The sequence below is a fragment of the Pseudomonas sp. BSw22131 genome, assembly GCF_026810445.1.
Classification (GTDB): domain Bacteria; phylum Pseudomonadota; class Gammaproteobacteria; order Pseudomonadales; family Pseudomonadaceae; genus Aquipseudomonas; species Aquipseudomonas huanghezhanensis.
In genome coordinates this window covers 3,229,330-3,245,785 of record NZ_CP113949.1, presented here as the reverse complement: position 1 = coordinate 3,245,785, position 16,456 = coordinate 3,229,330, and the positions used below count along the sequence as shown (strand labels likewise).

The window sequence follows — 16,456 nt, the reverse complement described above, 5'->3', positions numbered from 1 at the left end:
TGCAGGGTTACGCACTCATCGTAGGCGGCAGGTCCATCAGTTTGTCGAGGGTGATCGGCAAATCCCGGACTCGTTTGCCAGTAGCGTGAGCCACCGCGTTGGCGACCGCTGCGGCCAGGCCGGTGATGCCGATCTCGCCGATGCCGCGTGCCCCGAACTCATTGAGTTCCAGGTCCGGATAATCCAGCAGGATCACATCGATTTCCGGCTGATCGGCGTGCACAGGCACCACGTATTCGGCGTAGTTGTCGTTGACCGGCATGCCGTTGCGTTCGTCGTAGTCGGTGGCTTCGAACAGCGCCATGCCAACGCCCATGACGATCGCGCCCTCGACCTGATTGCGTGACGTCTTGTCGTTGATGATCTTGCCGACGTCGATCGCGCTGACCACCCGCGACACGCGCAACCGCGAAATGCCCGGGTCCCATCGCACCTCGACAAAATGCACGCCGAACGAGCGGAACGAAAACTTGCTGGTGTCATTCATGCCGGTTTTGGCTTCGCCGAAGGCGCTCGATTGCTTCTGAGCCTTAAGCACGTCAACGATGGCGAACGACTTGCCGCCGCTCTTGAGCTGACCCTCCTCGAAGGTAATCTCCTCAGGTTTGGTGCCCACCAGCACGCCTTTGGGGCCGGTGGAATACGCTTTCAACTGCTCGATCGCCTGACGTGTGGCTTCGGCAATCGCGGGCAATACACTGGCGGTGGCCCAAGAGCCGCCCGAAACCGGCGCGGGCGGGAAGGACGAATTCCCCAGCTCGACCTCGATCTTGTCCAGCGCGATGCCGGTCAGGCTGCTGACGACCTGAGCGATGATCGTGTAAGTGCCTGTACCAATGTCTTGCGCGCCGCAAATGGCATAGGCCGTGCCGTCTGCGCGCAACGACACCTGGGCCTCGGCCGGCGTGCGATACGCGTCCCAGTTACAGGCGGCCATGCCGTAACCGATGATCTCGGTGCCGTCCTTCATCGAACCGGGTTTGGGGTCGCGTTTGCTCCAGCCAAAACGCTCTGCCGCCCTGTCGATGCACTCCTGCAAATGGTTGCTCGACCACGGCAGGTTCTGGCTCTCGTCGCGGTCGGCGACGTTGAGCTTGCGAAACGCCAGCGGGTCCATGCCGATCTTGTCCGCCATTTCATCCATTGCCGACTCAAGCGCGAACAGACCGGGCGCGGCACCAGGGGCGCGCATCGACGTCGGCGTGCCCCGATTGACCTCGATCAGCTTATGGCTAACCAGCACGTTCGGGCAGCTGTAAAGGCTCTTGGTCGACGTCCCGCAATTTTCCTTGAAGGGGTCGGTGAACGAAGTGGTGTTGATCGACTCGTGGCTCACGGAAACCAGTTTGCCCTGATCATCCGTGGCCAGCCGCAGGTGCTGACGGGTTTCAGGGCGATGGCCAGTGGTGGAAAACATCTGTTGCCGGGGCACGACCAGTTGCACCGGTCTGCCCAGCACCTTGGCTGCGCCGCATGCGGCCACCGAATGCGGCCAGATCCACAACTTGCTGCCAAAGCCCGAACCAATGAACGGCGCGCGCACTTCCACCTTTTCAGGAATCAGGCCGAATATCTTCGCCAGCGAATTACGGTGAGCGACCACGCCTTGCGTCGCTTCGTACACGATCAGACGACCGTCTTCCCAACTGGCGACGGTGGCGTGCATTTCCATCGGGTTATGGGTTTCCACCGGCGTGGTGTAGGTCGCGTCAATGCTGTGTGCGGCGCTTGTGAACGCACCGCCCGCGTCCCCGCGTTGGTGGCCGGGGCTGCCGTTTTGCAATTGCCCTGTCTTCATGCCTTGCTCAAGATTCGCCACTGCTTCACGTTTGCTGTAACTGACGTCGATCTTGTAAGCGGCGGCGCGGGCATGCTCGAACGTGTCCGCGACCACCAAGGCCACAAACTGTCCGGCGTAATAAACTGTTTCGTCCTCGAAGGGCAGGCGGCTTTCGTCGGATTTCGCTGCGGTGAGGATTTTGGCGAACGACATCGGTAACGCCGAGTTGTGGTACAGCTGCGGAAAGTTGCCGTGATGGAAAATGTCCAGCACGCCGGGGGATTTACGCGCCGCGTCCAGATTAAGACCCGTGATTTTGCCACTGGCGATGGTGCTGAACACGCCATAGGCGTAGGCCATGTTTTTCAGGTGATGGTCGGACGCGTACATCGCTTCGCCGGACACCTTGCGGCGACCGTCGATGCGGCGAGGCCCTGAGCCAATCATTGCTTCAGTCATAAGGGTTGCTCCTCTCAGGCAGTCAACGTGGTGAGATTGCGCACGATTGCCTGTTGCGCTAGCGGAATCTTGTAGCCGTTGTGGCTGTAAGGCCTGGCGCCCTGCAACGCAAGTGCTGCGGCGTTCTCCATGTTCTGCGCAGTCAGCCGCGTGCCTTTGAGGGCGCGTTCGGCCTCCAGTGCGCGCCACGGTTTGGTGCCTACGCCACCCAGTGCGATGCGGGCATCTCGTACTTTGTCGCCGTCCATCACCAGAATCACCGCGCTGGACGCGAGGGCGAACTGATAAGACGCCCGGTCGCGCAACTTCAGATAGCCCGAAGTGTTATTGGCCAGCGGCGCATTGAGCACCACGTGGGTGATCAACTCATCTTCTTGCAGGGCGTGTTCTTTCCACGGCGTTGAGCCTGGCAGCAGATGAAAGTCCAGGAAATCGATGCTGCGCTTGCCTTTAGGCCCTTGCACTTCAACGCTGGCGCCGATAGCCGCCATCGCCACGCACATGTCCGACGGGTGCGCCGCGATGCATTGCTCGCTGGTGCCCAGCACGGCATGCACGCTGCGGTTGTGCCCGTCGATGGCGGCGCAGCCCGAGCCCGGCTGGCGTTTGTTGCACGCTGAAATGCCGTCCCGGAAATAGTTGCAACGCACGCGCTGCATCATATTGCCTGCGGTGGTCGCCTTGTTGCGCAACTGCGTGGTGGCGCCCGACAGCAAGGCTTGGGACAAGACCTGATAGTGAGTGCTGATGTGCTCGTGGTTGGCCAGCGCGGTGTTGGTCACCAGTGCACCGATCCGCATGCTGCCGTCTTTCTGCACTTCGATCTGATTGAGGGACAGGTGGTTGACGTCGATGACCTGGTCAGCCGGCATTACATTGAGTTTGACCAGGTCGAGGAGGGTGGTGCCGCCCGCCAGAAAATACGCCGAATCGCTTTTTGAGTGCGTGGTGACAGCCTGTTCGACACTGCCTGCGCGCACATAATCAAAGGCTCTCATCAGGTCACCTCCTGTAGCTTGATCCGCGCAGACTGGATGGCCGACAGAATGTTTTTGTAGGCGCCGCAGCGGCATATGTTGCCACTCATGGCTTCGCGCACGCTGTGGTCGTCTTTACCAATGGTTTTGTCTTGCAGCACCGCGACCGCGCTCATGATCTGCCCCGACGTGCAATAACCGCACTGGTAGGCATCGTGTTCCCAGAACGCTTCCTGAACCGGGTGCAGTTTGCCGTTGTTGGCCAGGCCTTCGATGGTCGTGATGTCGTCGCCTTCGTGCATGGCTGCCAGCGACAGGCACGAGTTGATCGCCACGCCGTTGACATGAATTGTGCAGGCGCCGCACTGGCCGTTGTCGCAGCCCTTTTTGGTGCCGGTGAGTTGCAGGCGGTCGCGCAACACATCCAGCAAGGCGGCGTTGGCTGGCAGGTTCAAGGTGTGGGTCTGGCCATTGACCTTGAGCGTCATGCGGCGCTCGTCTTTGGCGGGCGGGTCGATGTCGTCGGCGACGGCGGCCTGAGCTTCGACGGCTTGCATCCAGACGGGTGCAGTTGCGGCAGCAAGGCTCGATACGCCAATGGATTTCAGAAAGTTACGGCGCGAAGGGACTGTGAAACGGGTCAGGCCGCAGGGTTCGCTTTCTGTCTTCTTATCAGATGTTTTCTTGTCAGGCTGGTCGGTCATTGACAGGGTTCTCGTCAGCGTTGAATCGACGCCCCGGCGTCCGACGGTGGGCGGGCGCAGGGGAGCACGGCAGCGTGATGCGCTTGGCAAGCGTCAAGCCAGAGACATTAGCCAATTGGACGTCCGCGCATTCATGTAAAAAGTGAATGGACTGTGTAGTTATTCTCATGAGTCCGGTGCGCCACGGCGCGAGGTTAATGCCGGGCTGTGGCAGCGGTGATTTTGATCGAGCGTTGACGGGGCCCTAAGCGGCTTTACCGATCAAATTTAATGACCCATGGGCGGGGCAGTTGGTTGCGGATATTTTGCGGGGGATTCACAGTTTGTTACCAAAGACCGGGCCGGTCTGTTGCAGAACCGGCCCGGATACTTCGATCAGGCGGCTGACACTTCTTGCTTGAGCGTGGCCATATCAATCACGAAGCGATACTTCACGTCGCCTTTGAGCATGCGCTCGTAGGCGCCGTTGATCTCGCTCATGGCGATCATCTCGATGTCCGAAACGATGCCGTGTTCGGCGCAGAAATCCAGCATTTCCTGGGTTTCCTCAATGCCGCCAATCAACGAGCCAGCGAGGCTGCGCCGTTTGAAGATCAGGTTGAAGACGTTAGGAGACGGGTGCGGATGGTCCGGTGCGCCGACCAGCGTCATGGTGCCGTCACGCTTGAGCAGGTTGAGGAACGCGTCGAGGTCGTGAGGCGCGGCCACGGTGTTCAGAATGAAATCGAGACTGTTGGCCTGAGTGGCCATCTCGTCAGCGTTTTTCGAAACGATGACTTCATCAGCGCCCAGACGCAGGCCGTCTTCGCGCTTGTTGGGGGAGGTGGTGAACAACACCACATGCGCGCCCATGGCGTGGGCAATTTTCACGCCCATGTGGCCCAGACCGCCGAGGCCGACGATCCCGACTTTCGTGCCCGGGCCAACTTGCCAGTGGTGCAGCGGCGAGTAAGTGGTGATGCCGGCACACAGCAGCGGCGCAACGGCAGCGAGGTTGGCGTTTTCGCCGTGGGTGATGCGCAACACGAACTTTTCTTTGACGACTATGCTGTCGGAATAGCCGCCGAAGGTGTTTTCGCCGCCGAATACCGGTCCGTTGTACGTGCCGGTAAACCCGTGTTCGCAGTATTGCTCTTCACCTTCAGCGCATGAGGCGCAGTGCTGGCAGCTGTCCACCATGCAGCCGACACCGGCCAGGTCGCCCACTTTGAAGTGCTTGACGTCAGCGCCCACCGCGGTCACTCGACCGACGATTTCATGACCTGGCACCGACGGGTAGAGCGTGTTTTTCCATTCGTTGCGCGCGGTGTGCAAATCCGAGTGACAAACGCCGCAGTACAGAATGTCGATCTGCACGTCGTCGGGGCCGGGCGCGCGGCGCTCGATCTGAAATGGCTTGAGGCTGTCCTTGGGATTTTGCGCTGCATAACTGTAAGTCTTGCTCATTTGCGATCATCTCCAGAGAGGCACGAAAAAAATACATCAGCTTACAAAGACACGCTCAGGCGGCGAAAGGTCAGTGGTTCATCACGCTACTTCGACATGACGCTGCAATGAGAGTGGTAAAAAATGTCACGCATGAGCAATCGGATCAGCCATCGCCGGGGTTAGAAGCGTTTATTTCCGGGTGTTTAAGCCCATAGCTAAACGACGCTAAGCCCAGCCGCAGTCGATTAGTGGTTCAAAACCGACGCCTTTGTCGTTTCCAGGTAGCAACAGGCAGTAAATATAGGCAGCAAATGGCACTATGCCGCTTGCAACAATCCGTCACACCCTTTTGAAGATAGCCCTGTCGCACGTTGGCAATGGAGCGCGCATGAATTCCCGTGTCTTGAACCCCGAGCTACGACCATTGAACATCAGCGAAGGCGCGTCGGATGCGGTCGTTATCGAGACCGTTTCCCGGATGTTGCCAAGTGTTCACGTAGAGACCCTTGAAGATGTGCTGCGTGTGACTCAACACGCTGCACCGCCCTTGAACTGGGCCGCGTATCGCGCAGGCGAGCAGATGCATTTGCTGGGGCAGGGTGACGCCACAATGTCCTGGCCGAGTCAGATTCAGCGCAACGCATTCGATGAGTTTTGCCAAGGGCTGGGTTTGCACCGTTGGGCGACCGGGCGTGGCGAGGGCGCACTGGGTTGGCTGATTGCGCCCGCCCGGTACGCCCATGACCCGCAACTGGCCGATCTGGCCTCCAGCATGGGTTTGCACCTGCAGACCGATGCGCTGGCACGGGCCCAGGCAACGCAGCGCGTGCTGTATCAAATCACCTACCTGGCCAGCTCAACGCGGGATCGCTCGGAATTTCTTCACGGCGTTCATCAGCAGCTGTCGACAATGATCGACGCGGAAAACCTGTATCTGGCCCTGTACGAAAGTCACAGCGGAAAAATCACGTATCCCTATTACATCGACATCACCGACGCCGAGGCGCTGGAGGCCGAGACCCACGAGTTTCTCGACCGCAAGCGCATGTCCATGACCGGGTATGTACTGACGTCCGGGCAGCCGTTGTTCGTCGACGCCGCCGGCATTGAATTGGCCCAGGCCCACGAGCGCTTTTATTGCGTCGGCCACCGTCCGGAGTTCTGGATGGGCGCACCGCTGAAGAACGCCTCGGACGAGGTGTTCGGCATGTTGGCGATGCAGGTCTACGACGTGTCGCGCGTGTACAGCGTTGAAGACCGCGAACTGTTTCTGGTGGTTGCGCGACACGTTGCGATGGCTCTGGACCGGATTCTTGCGCGCGCGCATCTGGAAGAAACGGTCGTGCGACGCACCCTTGAGCTGTCTCGACTCAATGACGCGCTGCGCAGCGAAGTGGCTGACCGCGAGCGAGCCGAGCATCTGCAAAACGCGTTGTTCCAGATTGCTGAGCTGTCCAGCCAGCCAGGAGACATGGCCGAGTTGTTTCGCAGCCTGCATGGCATCGTCGGCGACCTGTTGTTTGCGCTTAACTTTTATATCGCGTTGTTTGATGACACGACGGGGGAGGTGACGTTCCCGTACTACGTCGATGAACGTCTGGTCGAGCCGCCGAACCCCCGGCGTGGCGAGCGCGGGTTGACCGAGTACGTGATTCGTCAGCGCAGGCCCTGTCTGATCGACGTTGATGAAGCCCGGCGCCTTGAAAGGATTGGCGAAATCACCCCGCAAAATGATATCAACCGTTCCAGTTCGTGGCTGGGTATTCCGCTGTTCGAAGGCGAAACGGTGCGTGGCGTGCTGGCCGTGCAGAGCTACTCCACGCGGGTCAGCTACTCGTTGCGCGATCAGGACCTGCTGACGTTCGTGTCGCGGCATATCGACACCGCGCTGTCACGACGCACCGCCGCCGAAGCGATTCATACCGCCAATCTCAGGCTTGAGGCCCGAGTGCAGGACCGCACCCGTGAGCTGGATTACGCCAACGCCAAACTCCAGCACGAGAACTCGCATGATTCGCTGACCGCGCTTCCCAACCGCAGCCATCTGCAGCAACGACTGCGCACCGCGTGGGAGTCGTTCTGTATTGACGGTCGCGAGCTGGTGGTGATGTTCATCGATCTGGACCGGTTCAAGATGGTTAACGACAGTCTTGGGCATCATTTCGGCGATCAGTTGCTGGTTCAGGCCGCCGATCGCTTGCGCAGTTGCATGCGCGACAACGACTTGCTGGCGCGTCTGGGCGGTGACGAGTTTGCAGTGCTCGCGTTCGGCGCCCTGCCAGAGGTGACCGTGTCCATTGCCGAGCGGATTCTCGAAGTGTTCGACTTGCCGTTCTACATCGACGGGCATGCAGTATTTTCGTCTTGCAGCATCGGCGTAGTGGGTGCAGATCGACAGTTTCATCAAGAGCCGGCCGACCTGTTGCGCGATGCGGACACTGCCATGTACCGGGTCAAAAACGCTGGCCGCGACAGTTACGCCGTGTTCAACCAGGAAGTGCGGCGCGAGGTCTCCGATCAGATGGAGCAGGAAAGCGCGCTGCGCAACGCGCTCAAGCGCACCGATGAGTTGCTGCCGTATTTCCAGCCGATCATTGATGTCGAGAGCGGCAGGATTCTTGCGCTGGAAGCATTGATTCGCTGGCGGCAACCGGACGGTCGAGTGATCGCACCGGGGCAATTTCTGCCCGCGCTGGAAGGCCTGCGGCTGATTGGTCGGCTGGATTTCTACATGTTGCAAAGCGTGGTGGCGATTCTGGCGCAGGCTGATCATGCGCATTGGCCGACGGTGCACGTTAACTGTTCGAGCTACAGCATCACCCGGCCTGAGTTTTCCAGTGAGGTGCTTGGCCTGCTCCAATCGCACGGGGTCGAGCCTTCGCGCATCTGCCTGGAACTGACCGAGGGTGCGTTGGTGGCCGAACCGGAGCTGGCGCGCCAAGCCATGAAGCATCTGGCGGACAATGGTGTGTCGGTGGTACTGGATGATTTCGGCGCAGGTTTCTCGTCGCTCAGTTATGTTCACCAGTACCACTTCAGCGGGTTGAAAATCGACAAATCCTTCACCCTGGAATTGACCACCAGCCCGCGCAGCCGGGCGATTGTGCGTGCCATCGTGCGCATGGCCGAATCGCTGGACCTGAGCGTTGTTGCCGAAGGCGTTGAAGACGCTGCCACCCTTGAGTTGCTTCGGGAAATGGGCGCGGGGCAGGCGCAGGGTTACTACTTCTCGGTGCCGTTGCCGCAGGAAAAACTGGATCTGAGCTCGCTGATTTGACCGGATGGGGTATTTCAGGCACATCGAGGCTGTCTGGTTTCAGGGCTGCTGCGGTCGGACGCGACCCCGGACCCATCGTCTGCAAGCCAACTCCCGCGCCCTGTGGGCTGAAGCTTGCCAGGCCCTTGCGTTATCGCGCCACCTCTGCCGAAGGGGTGAGATTGCGCGTATTACGTTGGCGGCTGCCACTCTCCCGTTATGACGCTGGTTTCTGCCGAAGGCCTAGGAGCGAGGCTTGTTTGGATTTGATTCTGCCCGGAGGGCGTAGGAGTCCAGCTTGCAGACGATCTGGCGCGCAGCGGCAGTGAAACCTGCGTATGCGATGTGTCAGGTACGGCGAGGGTGTCTGGCTTAAGGGCTGCTGCGCAACCCATCGCGGCCTCGCGTTGCTCGTGCGCTCCTACAGGGTTTTGGGGTGGTCTGGCATGGTGCTTCTGCCGAAGGTGTAGGCGCGAGGCTTGTCTCTGGGCCGCATTCGGACGATCTGCCGGGTACCGGCAGCAAGATCAGCGTATGCGGTGTGTCAGGTACGGCGAGGGTGTCTGGCTTCAGTCCCGCGCCGAAGCCGAATTGGCCCGCGCAGTTGTTCGTTGATGGTCACTTCGTGCTCCCCCTGCGTCACGCGGATGACGCCGCGTGACGCCATCTGTCTGGCTACTTCTCGGACGCGGGGCATCAGTCCTCGCCAGGTTTCTTCATCGCCGCTCAGGGCACGGGCTGGGTCTGACGGGCAAATGGATGACGCCGCGTCGCGCGTGCCCAGCAAGGTTGTGATGCAGTGCTCAATGTCTGTATCGCTGATCGACATGGTTATCCTCGTCCGGAGTAAATCCGCTATGGACGGCAAGCACGCGTGCTTGCAGCGGCCATCTACTGCCGTCGTCGGCAACGCCAGGCCGCATCCTCGCTCTCGTCATGCCCATCCGCATGCTGCAAACCCGCCAGCCAGGGCGTCTGGCGGATTCAGACGGTTCTGGCATCCGTTTTGCTGTATACGCTGTGGCATCTCCAACCCGAAGGAGGGGAAAAGATGATTATCAGCAACAGCGCCATTCAGCACATCGTCTCAAAGGCTGTGGCGCATACCAATCTGGACACCAGCGACAAGGATGCGTTTGCCAATGCGGCAATGACCACCGCTCCGGTTGCGCCGGTTTCGACCAGCACGGATACGTCGGCACAAAGCGGCACCCAAGGCCAGCAAACGTACGATGAAGCGTTCGCCAAGATGATGATCAATCTCAAGGCAGCGATGGCCGGTTCTACCGAGGATGCCATCAACCCACAAACGGCGGCGTCGATGGTGGCAGGTGCTGATAAGCAGCTGGCCACAACCGACAGCGTGGCGACGGGCACCTCATCCAGCATGGATGCGCTGGCGGCCAGCGCGAATCAGGACAGCGCGTCGCAAGGCGTCGGCTCCGCCAAGGATGATCTCCTTGATTACATGAGCCAGACCGCCGCAGAAAAAGCTCGCCAGTTACTGACCGGCGTCAGCAAGGATCAATACCAAGCCATGACGCCCGAAGAACAAGCCTCTGTGGACAAGAAGGTCGTTGAAGTGACCCAGCAAAAGGCTGAAACCGCCCAACAGGAAATTGCGGCGAAAATCGCCATGGTCAAGGCTGAAATGGTCTGACGGTCTAAAGCAGAATTGCTGGATTGGGTCGGGTTACGAGCTTCGCAGTCTGAAGCTCGCAACCACAAACTCACACCACCTGATCGCGATACGGCAGGTCCGGCCCGACGCGGGTGCAGGTGACGGCAGCGGCCGCGACGGCGAAGTTGAGCATTTCGGTCAGGATGTCGCGGTCCAGCGTTGGCAGGCTTGCCGGGGTGTCCAGTTGGCGCTCGGTGAGGAAGGTGATCAACGCTGCCTGAAAGGTGTCGCCGGCGCCGACGGTGTCTGCCGTGACAACTTCACGGGCGGGCACCGACCAAGTGCCTTTGTCACGAGTGAAGATGCTCGCGCCTTGACGGCCGCGGGTCATGATCACGATCTGACAGTTGTCCTTGAGCCAGCCTTTGGCGACGGATTCGGCATCGTGGTCCGGGTATAACAGACTCAAGTCCTCATCACTTACTTTGATGATGTGCGCGTGCGCGGCGAACTTGCTGACCTGGCTGCGCCACAAATCGATGCTGGGCGCCGGATTGAGTCGCACGTTGGGGTCGAAAGTGATCAGGCGCTTGCCGCTTTCGCGCTGCACCAGCGTCAGCAGCGCATCGGCCACCGGTTGCACCACCAGTGAAAACGAGCCCACATGCAGACCGCGTACGCTGTCGTCCAGCGTCGGCAGATGCTCAAGGGTCAACAGCCGGTCCGCGCAGCCTTCGCCCCGGAAGCTGTAATGCGGAGAGCCGTCTTTGCCCACCGCAACCATGGCCAGCGTGGTCGGCGCGTCGATATGCACGAGGAAATCGTCGCGCACGCCTTCTTCCTCAAGCACGGTGACCAGGCGGCGACCGAGGTAGTCGGTCGAGATGCCGGCGAAAAACCCGGCCTCTACCCCAAGCCGCCGCAAGCCCACGGCCACGTTGAAGGGCGAGCCGCCGGCTATCGCCTGAAAGCCCAGTTTGTTGCTTTGACCGCTGCTGTCCGGCTGGCTGAAAAAATCGAACAGTGCTTCGCCACAGACGAGATACATAGGTGCTCCATTATGGCCGACGAGGTGGGTCGTCAGAGGCCCTGCAATTGTTGGCGGTAGTGCTGATAAACGCTGTGATAGGCCGCGACGTTTTCGGCGATGGGTCGGGTTTCGCTGCTCGGCTCAAGGCTGACGCAGCGCTCGCACAATGCCTGCAATGACTGGCCTTCGCCAGCGGTCTGCGACTGACACCACGCCGCCTGAATCGCTGCGCCTAACGCGGCAGCTTCGCTGCCGGTGGTGCAGATCACCGGGGTGTCCATGATGTCCGCGACGATCTGGCGCCACACGGCGCTTTTCGCACCGCCGCCAATCAGGCGAATGTTTGCGCTTTTGATGCCGCTGTCGCGCAGCAGGTCCAGGCCGTAACGCAGGCCGAAGGTCGTGCCTTCAACCACGGCGCGGCACAGGTTGGCCTGGCTCAGGTTGGTGCTGTCCAGCCCATGAATACTGCCAGTGGCGTGGGGCAGGGTGGGCACGCGTTCGCCGTTCAGGAATGGCAGCATCAGCACGCCTTGCGCGCCAATCGGCGCAGCCGACACAGCCTCGTTGAACGCAGCGATGTCCAGCGCGAACAGCTCTCGAATGGCGCCCGTGGCGTTGGTCAGGTTCATGGTGCAGATCAGCGGCAGCCAGCCCCCGGACGACGAACAGAAGGTGGCCACTGAAGGCTGGTCGCTGACGCTTGCCTGGTCGGCGTACGCGTACACCGTTCCTGACGAGCCAAGGCTCATGGTGATCAGCCCCGGGGCGATGTTGCCGGTCCCGATGGCGCCCATCATGTTGTCGCCGCCGCCGCTTGAAACGATGGCATCGGGATTGAGGCCGAGGCGCTCGGCAATCGCTGGCAGGATCGTCCCGACCGACTGATCGGCCTCCAGCAACGTTGGCAACGCCCTGACCAGACGTCCGCTCGAGTCGATGTGATTGAGGATGTCCACGTCCCATTCACGGGTGCGCACATTGAAGTAGCCAGTACCCGACGAGTCGCCGTAATCACTGCAGCAGCGCCCGGTCAGCCAGTAATTCAGGAAGTCGTGGGGCAGCAGGATCTTGTCGATCCGGGCGAACAGCTCGGGGAAATGCTCTTGGGTCCACAGCAGCTTCGAGACGGTGTAACCCGGCGCGATGACGATGCCCAGACGCTCCAGCGAGCCTGCCTCGCCGCCCAGATAGTCAAGCAGTCGATCGTTTTGCGGGGCGGATTCAGTGTCGCACCACAGTTTTGCGGGGCGCAGCACGTGACCCAGTTCATCGATCATCACCAAACCGTGTTGCTGGCCTGAAACGCCAATGCCAAGGATCTGCGAACCGGACACGCCGGCCTGCTTCAAAGCCTCGGCGGTCGCCCGCTCGAACGCGTCCAGCCACTGCTGGACATCTTGTTCGCGACGCCCGTTGGCGCCGCTGATCATGTTGTGTGCGCCTGATCCTTCGCCGAGCACCTTGCCATTGACGGCATCGAGGACGATGGCTTTTGTGCCTTGTGTACCGCAATCGATTCCGAGAAACATGCTCACCTCAGGCGTTTTTGCCTAACAGTTTTTCCAGGGTTTTGCTGACGCCCAGCTGCTTCAGGCTGTTCAGGTTTTTTTCGAACGATGCCACGAACGCCGGTGATTTCGGAATCGCCGCGCCAAATATCTCTTCCACTTCCAGCAGGCGTTGAGTGACCAGCACGTCGTCTGTCACCAGCGCTTTGCAGAAGTCCGCGCGCGGATCGACGATCTTGTACTCGACGCCGTTTTCGCCCTTGAAATCCCCCGTGCGGTTACCCTGCAAATACAGCGCCCAGGCAGCGACCACCAGCGAGGCGCGATCCAGATTGCCGTCGTCGAGAATCAGCCGGTTGATCGTCGGCACGGTGAATTTCGGGAATTTCGACGACCCATCCGAACACACGCGTTCCAGTTGGTCAGCAATGGCCTGATTGGAAAAGCGCTCGATCAGCGTGTCCTTGTAGCTCTCAAGATCAATGCCCGGCACAGAAGGCAGTTGCTGGGTGACGTCGCGGTCCATGTACGTGCGGATGTACTCCACGAACAAAGGGTCGTTCATGGTTTCGTGAACAAAGCGATAACCCTTCAGCGCACCCAGATACGTCAGCGCCAGATGGCTGCCGTTGAGCAATTTGATCTTCATTTCTTCATAGGGCGTGACGTCGTCGGTGAATTGCACGCCGACCTTTTCCCAGGCGGGGCGGCCATTGACGAACTTGTCCTCCAGTACCCATTGCACGAACGGTTCGCAAACCACCGGCCAGGCATCGTCGATGCCTTTCTGATCGTGCAGTTGCAGGCGGTGCGCGGTGCTCGTCATCGGCGTGATGCGGTCAACCATGGCGTTGGGAAAGCTGACCTGTTCGGCGATCCAGTCGTGCAATTGCGGATCACGCAGTTTGGCGAAAGCCAGCAACGCTTTGCGTGTCACGCCGCCGTTGTGCGGCAGGTTATCGCACGACATCAGCGTGAACGCAGGCGTGCCTTCGGCGCGGCGTTTGCTGAGGGCTGCGCACAAGTAACCGAACACGGTTTTTGGTGTAGCCGGGTGCGCCAGGTCGTACTGGATCTGCGGCAGATGGCTCATGAACTCGCCGGTGCTGTCGTCGATGCAATAACCGCCCTCGGTGATGGTCAGCGAGACGATGCGGATGTCCGGGCTGGCCAGTTTGTCGATCAGCGCCAGGTCGTTGTCGGTGGACATCAGCATCTGGTCCATCGACCCGATGATGCGGGTTTCGGTGTCCGGCGTGTCGCCCAGTTCGAACAGCGTGAAGAGAAAGTCCTGGCTTTGCAGCGCGTCGAAATTGGCACGGTCTTCTTCACGCAGGCTGACCCCGCAAATCGCCCAGTCCAGGCCTTCGCCGGTGCCTTCTGTAGCACCGAGGTTCATCAGGGCGTCGGTATAGAACGCCTGATGCGCGCGATGAAATCCACCGACGCCGATGTGTGCGATTCCTTGGCGGCGCTGATCCAGTGTGTAAGAGGGCAGGACAACGCTTTTGTCCAGCTGCGACAGGTTTTGCTTATTCAGTTTCATGACTTGGATCTCGAAATATTGGGCGCGATGACCGAGGGCCGTCGTGACTCAGGCGACCGCTTGCAGGGCTTTGCCGATGACCTGGCCCTGTGCGTCGAACAGGTGGCAGTGAGCGCTGTCCAGGTGCAGGTTCAGGGTTTCGCCGTACTGGCTGGCGAGGTCGCCACGAATACGCATGGTCAGCATCTCGCCAGCCTGGGTGCGGACATGGCAGTAGGTGTCGCTGCCCAGGCGCTCGCTGACGTCGGCGATGACGCTCAACTGGGTGTCGCCGTCCTTTGCCAGCTCAAGGTGCTCAGGGCGGATGCCCAGCGTCACCGGGTCACCGACGCTTTGCCGCGCATTGCTCAAGGGCAGGCTGATGGTGGTGCCGGCGTCCAGCGTGACTTCGCAACCAGTTGAATGCACCGCGCTGACGTTGCCCTTCAGGAAGCCCATTTTCGGTGTGCCGAGGAAGCCTGCGACAAACAGGTTGGCCGGGTGGTGATACAGCTCCAGCGGCGAGCCGACCTGCTCCACTTTGCCGCCATTGAGCACCACCACTTTGTCGGCCAGGGTCATGGCTTCGACCTGATCGTGAGTCACGTAAATCATCGTCGCCTGCAGCTCTTTGTGCAGGCGTGACAGCTCAAGGCGGGTCTGCACGCGCAGTGCCGCGTCGAGGTTGGACAGCGGTTCGTCGAACAGGAAAATTTTCGGATTACGCACGATGGCTCGACCAATCGCCACGCGTTGACGCTGCCCGCCCGACAACTGCTTGGGCTTGCGCTCCAGCAGTGGGCCCAGCTCAAGAATGCGTGCGGCCTCATCGACCTTGCGCTTGATTTCAGCTTTGTCGCCGCCTGCCAGGTCCAGTGCGAACGACAGGTTTTTGCCCACCGTCATGTGCGGGTAGAGGGCATAGGTCTGAAACACCATCGCCAGGTCGCGTTTGGCCGGGGTGACCTGGGTGATGTCACGGCCATCGAGTTCTATGGTGCCGGAGGTCACGTCTTCAAGGCCTGCGATCAACCGCAACAGCGTGGATTTGCCACACCCCGACGGGCCGACGAAGACCACGAATTCACGGTCTTTGACGTCCAGATCGATGCCTTTGATGATCTGGTGGCCGTCGAAGCCTTTTTGCAGATTTCTGATTGTCAGGTTAGCCATGTGGGGCTCCAGTCTTATTCTTGAGAATGACGGTAAACGTTTTGTAGGAGCGCGCTTGCCCGCGATGGCGTTGGGTCAGCGACGATTTCATTACCTGAAAAATCGCGATCGCGGGCAAGCGCGCTCCTACAGGGTGGAAGTCCGTCTACACAACTTATTTCACCGCACCAAACGACAGGCCGCGTACCAGTTGTTTTTGGCTGATCCAGCCGAAAATCAGAATCGGCGCACATGCAAGGGTCGAGACGGCGGACAACTTGGCCCAGAACAGGCCTTCAGGGCTTGAGTAAGACGCGATCAGCGCGGTCAGTGGCGCAGCGTTAGACGAGGTCAGGTTCAGCGACCAGAACGCCTCGTTCCAGCACAGAATCAGCGACAGCAGCGCCGTCGACGCCAGGCCGCCTTTGCAGATCGGGATCAGCACCTTGAAGATCTCTTGCCGGGTGCTGGCGCCGTCCAGCCGTGAGGCTTCGAGAATTTCGCCAGGAATATCCTTGAAGTAGGTGTAAATCATCCAGACCACAATCGGCAGGTTGATCAGCGTGTAGATCACGATCAGCGCAATGCGTGAATCCAGCAGGCCAAAGGTCTTGGCCAGCAGATAGATCGGCATCAACACGCCCACCGGCGGCAGCATCTTGGTCGAGAGCATCCACAGCAGCGTGCTCTTGGTGCGTTTGGTTTCGAAGAAGGCCATCGAGTAGGCCGCCGGCACCGCGATCAACAGGGCCAGTGCCGTGGCGCTGAAGGAAATCAGGACCGAGTTCCAGGCGAAGTGGAAGTAATCACTGCGCTCCTGAATGTGCAGGTAGTTTTCCAGCGTTGGCGTGAAGAAGAACTGCGGCGGCGTGGCGAAGGCGTCGATCTCGGTCTTGAAACTGGTCAGGACCATCCAGAAAATCGGGAAGAAGATCAGCGCCGCGACCAGCCACGACAAGGTGCCGAGCATCACGCTTTGGAGGCGACGGGATTGTTTGAGCGTCATCATGATC

12 protein-coding genes are annotated in these 16,456 nt (G+C 60.1%); 2 read left to right on the top strand and 10 right to left on the bottom strand.

Annotated elements, in window-relative coordinates; translation table 11 throughout:
* Nucleotides 1-7 precede the first annotated feature (7 nt).
* From OYW20_RS14420 to OYW20_RS14405, 4 genes are all read right to left on the bottom strand, one after another.
* Nucleotides 8-2,239, bottom strand: coding sequence for a xanthine dehydrogenase family protein molybdopterin-binding subunit (locus tag OYW20_RS14420; protein WP_268796649.1), 2,232 nt, complete (start codon nt 2,237-2,239; stop codon nt 8-10).
* A 14-nt stretch (nt 2,240-2,253) separates the two neighbouring features.
* Nucleotides 2,254-3,237 carry an FAD binding domain-containing protein gene (locus tag OYW20_RS14415; protein ID WP_268796648.1) on the bottom strand — a complete coding sequence of 328 codons (984 nt, stop codon included), beginning with the start codon at nt 3,235-3,237 and terminating at the stop codon, nt 2,254-2,256.
* Nucleotides 3,237-3,920: a (2Fe-2S)-binding protein gene (locus tag OYW20_RS14410; RefSeq protein ID WP_268796647.1), complete on the bottom strand. Its 684-nt coding sequence runs from the start codon at nt 3,918-3,920 to the stop codon at nt 3,237-3,239. The genes OYW20_RS14415 and OYW20_RS14410 overlap by 1 nt, the downstream gene beginning before the upstream one ends.
* A gap of 375 nt (nt 3,921-4,295) precedes the next feature.
* A complete protein-coding gene (locus OYW20_RS14405; RefSeq protein ID WP_268796646.1) occupies nt 4,296-5,366 on the bottom strand; it encodes an NAD(P)-dependent alcohol dehydrogenase in 1,071 nt (356 codons plus the stop codon).
* Between the two features lie 370 nt (nt 5,367-5,736).
* Here OYW20_RS14405 and OYW20_RS14400 point away from each other — a divergent pair, with 370 nt between their 5' ends.
* On the top strand, nt 5,737-8,625 hold the full coding sequence (locus OYW20_RS14400) for a sensor domain-containing phosphodiesterase (RefSeq protein WP_268796645.1): 2,889 nt from the start codon (nt 5,737-5,739) through the stop codon (nt 8,623-8,625).
* A gap of 523 nt (nt 8,626-9,148) precedes the next feature.
* Here the strand turns inward: OYW20_RS14400 and OYW20_RS14395 are convergent.
* Complete coding sequence (locus OYW20_RS14395; protein ID WP_268796644.1) at nt 9,149-9,433, bottom strand: DUF3253 domain-containing protein; 285 nt, start codon at nt 9,431-9,433, stop codon at nt 9,149-9,151.
* Nucleotides 9,434-9,655: 222 nt separating this feature from the next.
* Between OYW20_RS14395 and OYW20_RS14390 the strand changes: the two genes are divergently transcribed.
* Nucleotides 9,656-10,264 carry a hypothetical protein gene (locus OYW20_RS14390; protein ID WP_268796643.1) on the top strand — a complete coding sequence of 203 codons (609 nt, stop codon included), beginning with the start codon at nt 9,656-9,658 and terminating at the stop codon, nt 10,262-10,264.
* A gap of 70 nt (nt 10,265-10,334) precedes the next feature.
* Here OYW20_RS14390 and OYW20_RS14385 read toward each other — a convergent pair whose 3' ends face one another.
* The 5 genes from OYW20_RS14385 to OYW20_RS14365 all read right to left on the bottom strand — a co-directional run bounded on the left by OYW20_RS14385 (nt 10,335) and on the right by OYW20_RS14365 (nt 16,452).
* Nucleotides 10,335-11,273: a carbohydrate kinase family protein gene (locus OYW20_RS14385; RefSeq protein WP_268796642.1), complete on the bottom strand. Its 939-nt coding sequence runs from the start codon at nt 11,271-11,273 to the stop codon at nt 10,335-10,337.
* A gap of 32 nt (nt 11,274-11,305) precedes the next feature.
* On the bottom strand, nt 11,306-12,787 hold the full coding sequence (gene xylB / locus OYW20_RS14380) for a xylulokinase (protein WP_268796641.1): 1,482 nt from the start codon (nt 12,785-12,787) through the stop codon (nt 11,306-11,308).
* Nucleotides 12,788-12,794: 7 nt separating this feature from the next.
* The gene (locus OYW20_RS14375; RefSeq protein WP_268796640.1) at nt 12,795-14,312 is read right to left on the bottom strand and encodes a mannitol dehydrogenase family protein; all 1,518 of its coding nucleotides are present in this window, start codon (nt 14,310-14,312) and stop codon (nt 12,795-12,797) included.
* A 48-nt stretch (nt 14,313-14,360) separates the two neighbouring features.
* The gene (locus OYW20_RS14370) at nt 14,361-15,464 is read right to left on the bottom strand and encodes an ABC transporter ATP-binding protein (protein ID WP_268796639.1); all 1,104 of its coding nucleotides are present in this window, start codon (nt 15,462-15,464) and stop codon (nt 14,361-14,363) included.
* A 154-nt stretch (nt 15,465-15,618) separates the two neighbouring features.
* Nucleotides 15,619-16,452: a carbohydrate ABC transporter permease gene (locus OYW20_RS14365; RefSeq protein ID WP_268796638.1), complete on the bottom strand. Its 834-nt coding sequence runs from the start codon at nt 16,450-16,452 to the stop codon at nt 15,619-15,621.
* Nucleotides 16,453-16,456 lie beyond the last annotated feature (4 nt).

Excerpts from the sequence above, each read along its gene's own strand:
- OYW20_RS14420 (WP_268796649.1), bottom strand. The coding sequence starts at position 2,239 with ATGACTGAAGCAATGATTGGCTCAGGGCCTCGCCGCATCGACGGTCGC.
- OYW20_RS14415 (WP_268796648.1), bottom strand. The coding sequence starts at position 3,237 with ATGAGAGCCTTTGATTATGTGCGCGCAGGCAGTGTCGAACAGGCTGTC.
- OYW20_RS14410 (WP_268796647.1), bottom strand. The coding sequence starts at position 3,920 with ATGACCGACCAGCCTGACAAGAAAACATCTGATAAGAAGACAGAAAGC.
- OYW20_RS14405 (WP_268796646.1), bottom strand. The coding sequence starts at position 5,366 with ATGAGCAAGACTTACAGTTATGCAGCGCAAAATCCCAAGGACAGCCTC.
- OYW20_RS14400 (WP_268796645.1), top strand. The coding sequence starts at position 5,737 with ATGAATTCCCGTGTCTTGAACCCCGAGCTACGACCATTGAACATCAGC.
- OYW20_RS14395 (WP_268796644.1), bottom strand. The coding sequence starts at position 9,433 with ATGTCGATCAGCGATACAGACATTGAGCACTGCATCACAACCTTGCTG.
- OYW20_RS14390 (WP_268796643.1), top strand. The coding sequence starts at position 9,656 with ATGATTATCAGCAACAGCGCCATTCAGCACATCGTCTCAAAGGCTGTG.
- OYW20_RS14385 (WP_268796642.1), bottom strand. The coding sequence starts at position 11,273 with ATGTATCTCGTCTGTGGCGAAGCACTGTTCGATTTTTTCAGCCAGCCG.
- xylB (WP_268796641.1), bottom strand. The coding sequence starts at position 12,787 with ATGTTTCTCGGAATCGATTGCGGTACACAAGGCACAAAAGCCATCGTC.
- OYW20_RS14375 (WP_268796640.1), bottom strand. The coding sequence starts at position 14,312 with ATGAAACTGAATAAGCAAAACCTGTCGCAGCTGGACAAAAGCGTTGTC.
- OYW20_RS14370 (WP_268796639.1), bottom strand. The coding sequence starts at position 15,464 with ATGGCTAACCTGACAATCAGAAATCTGCAAAAAGGCTTCGACGGCCAC.
- OYW20_RS14365 (WP_268796638.1), bottom strand. The coding sequence starts at position 16,452 with ATGATGACGCTCAAACAATCCCGTCGCCTCCAAAGCGTGATGCTCGGC.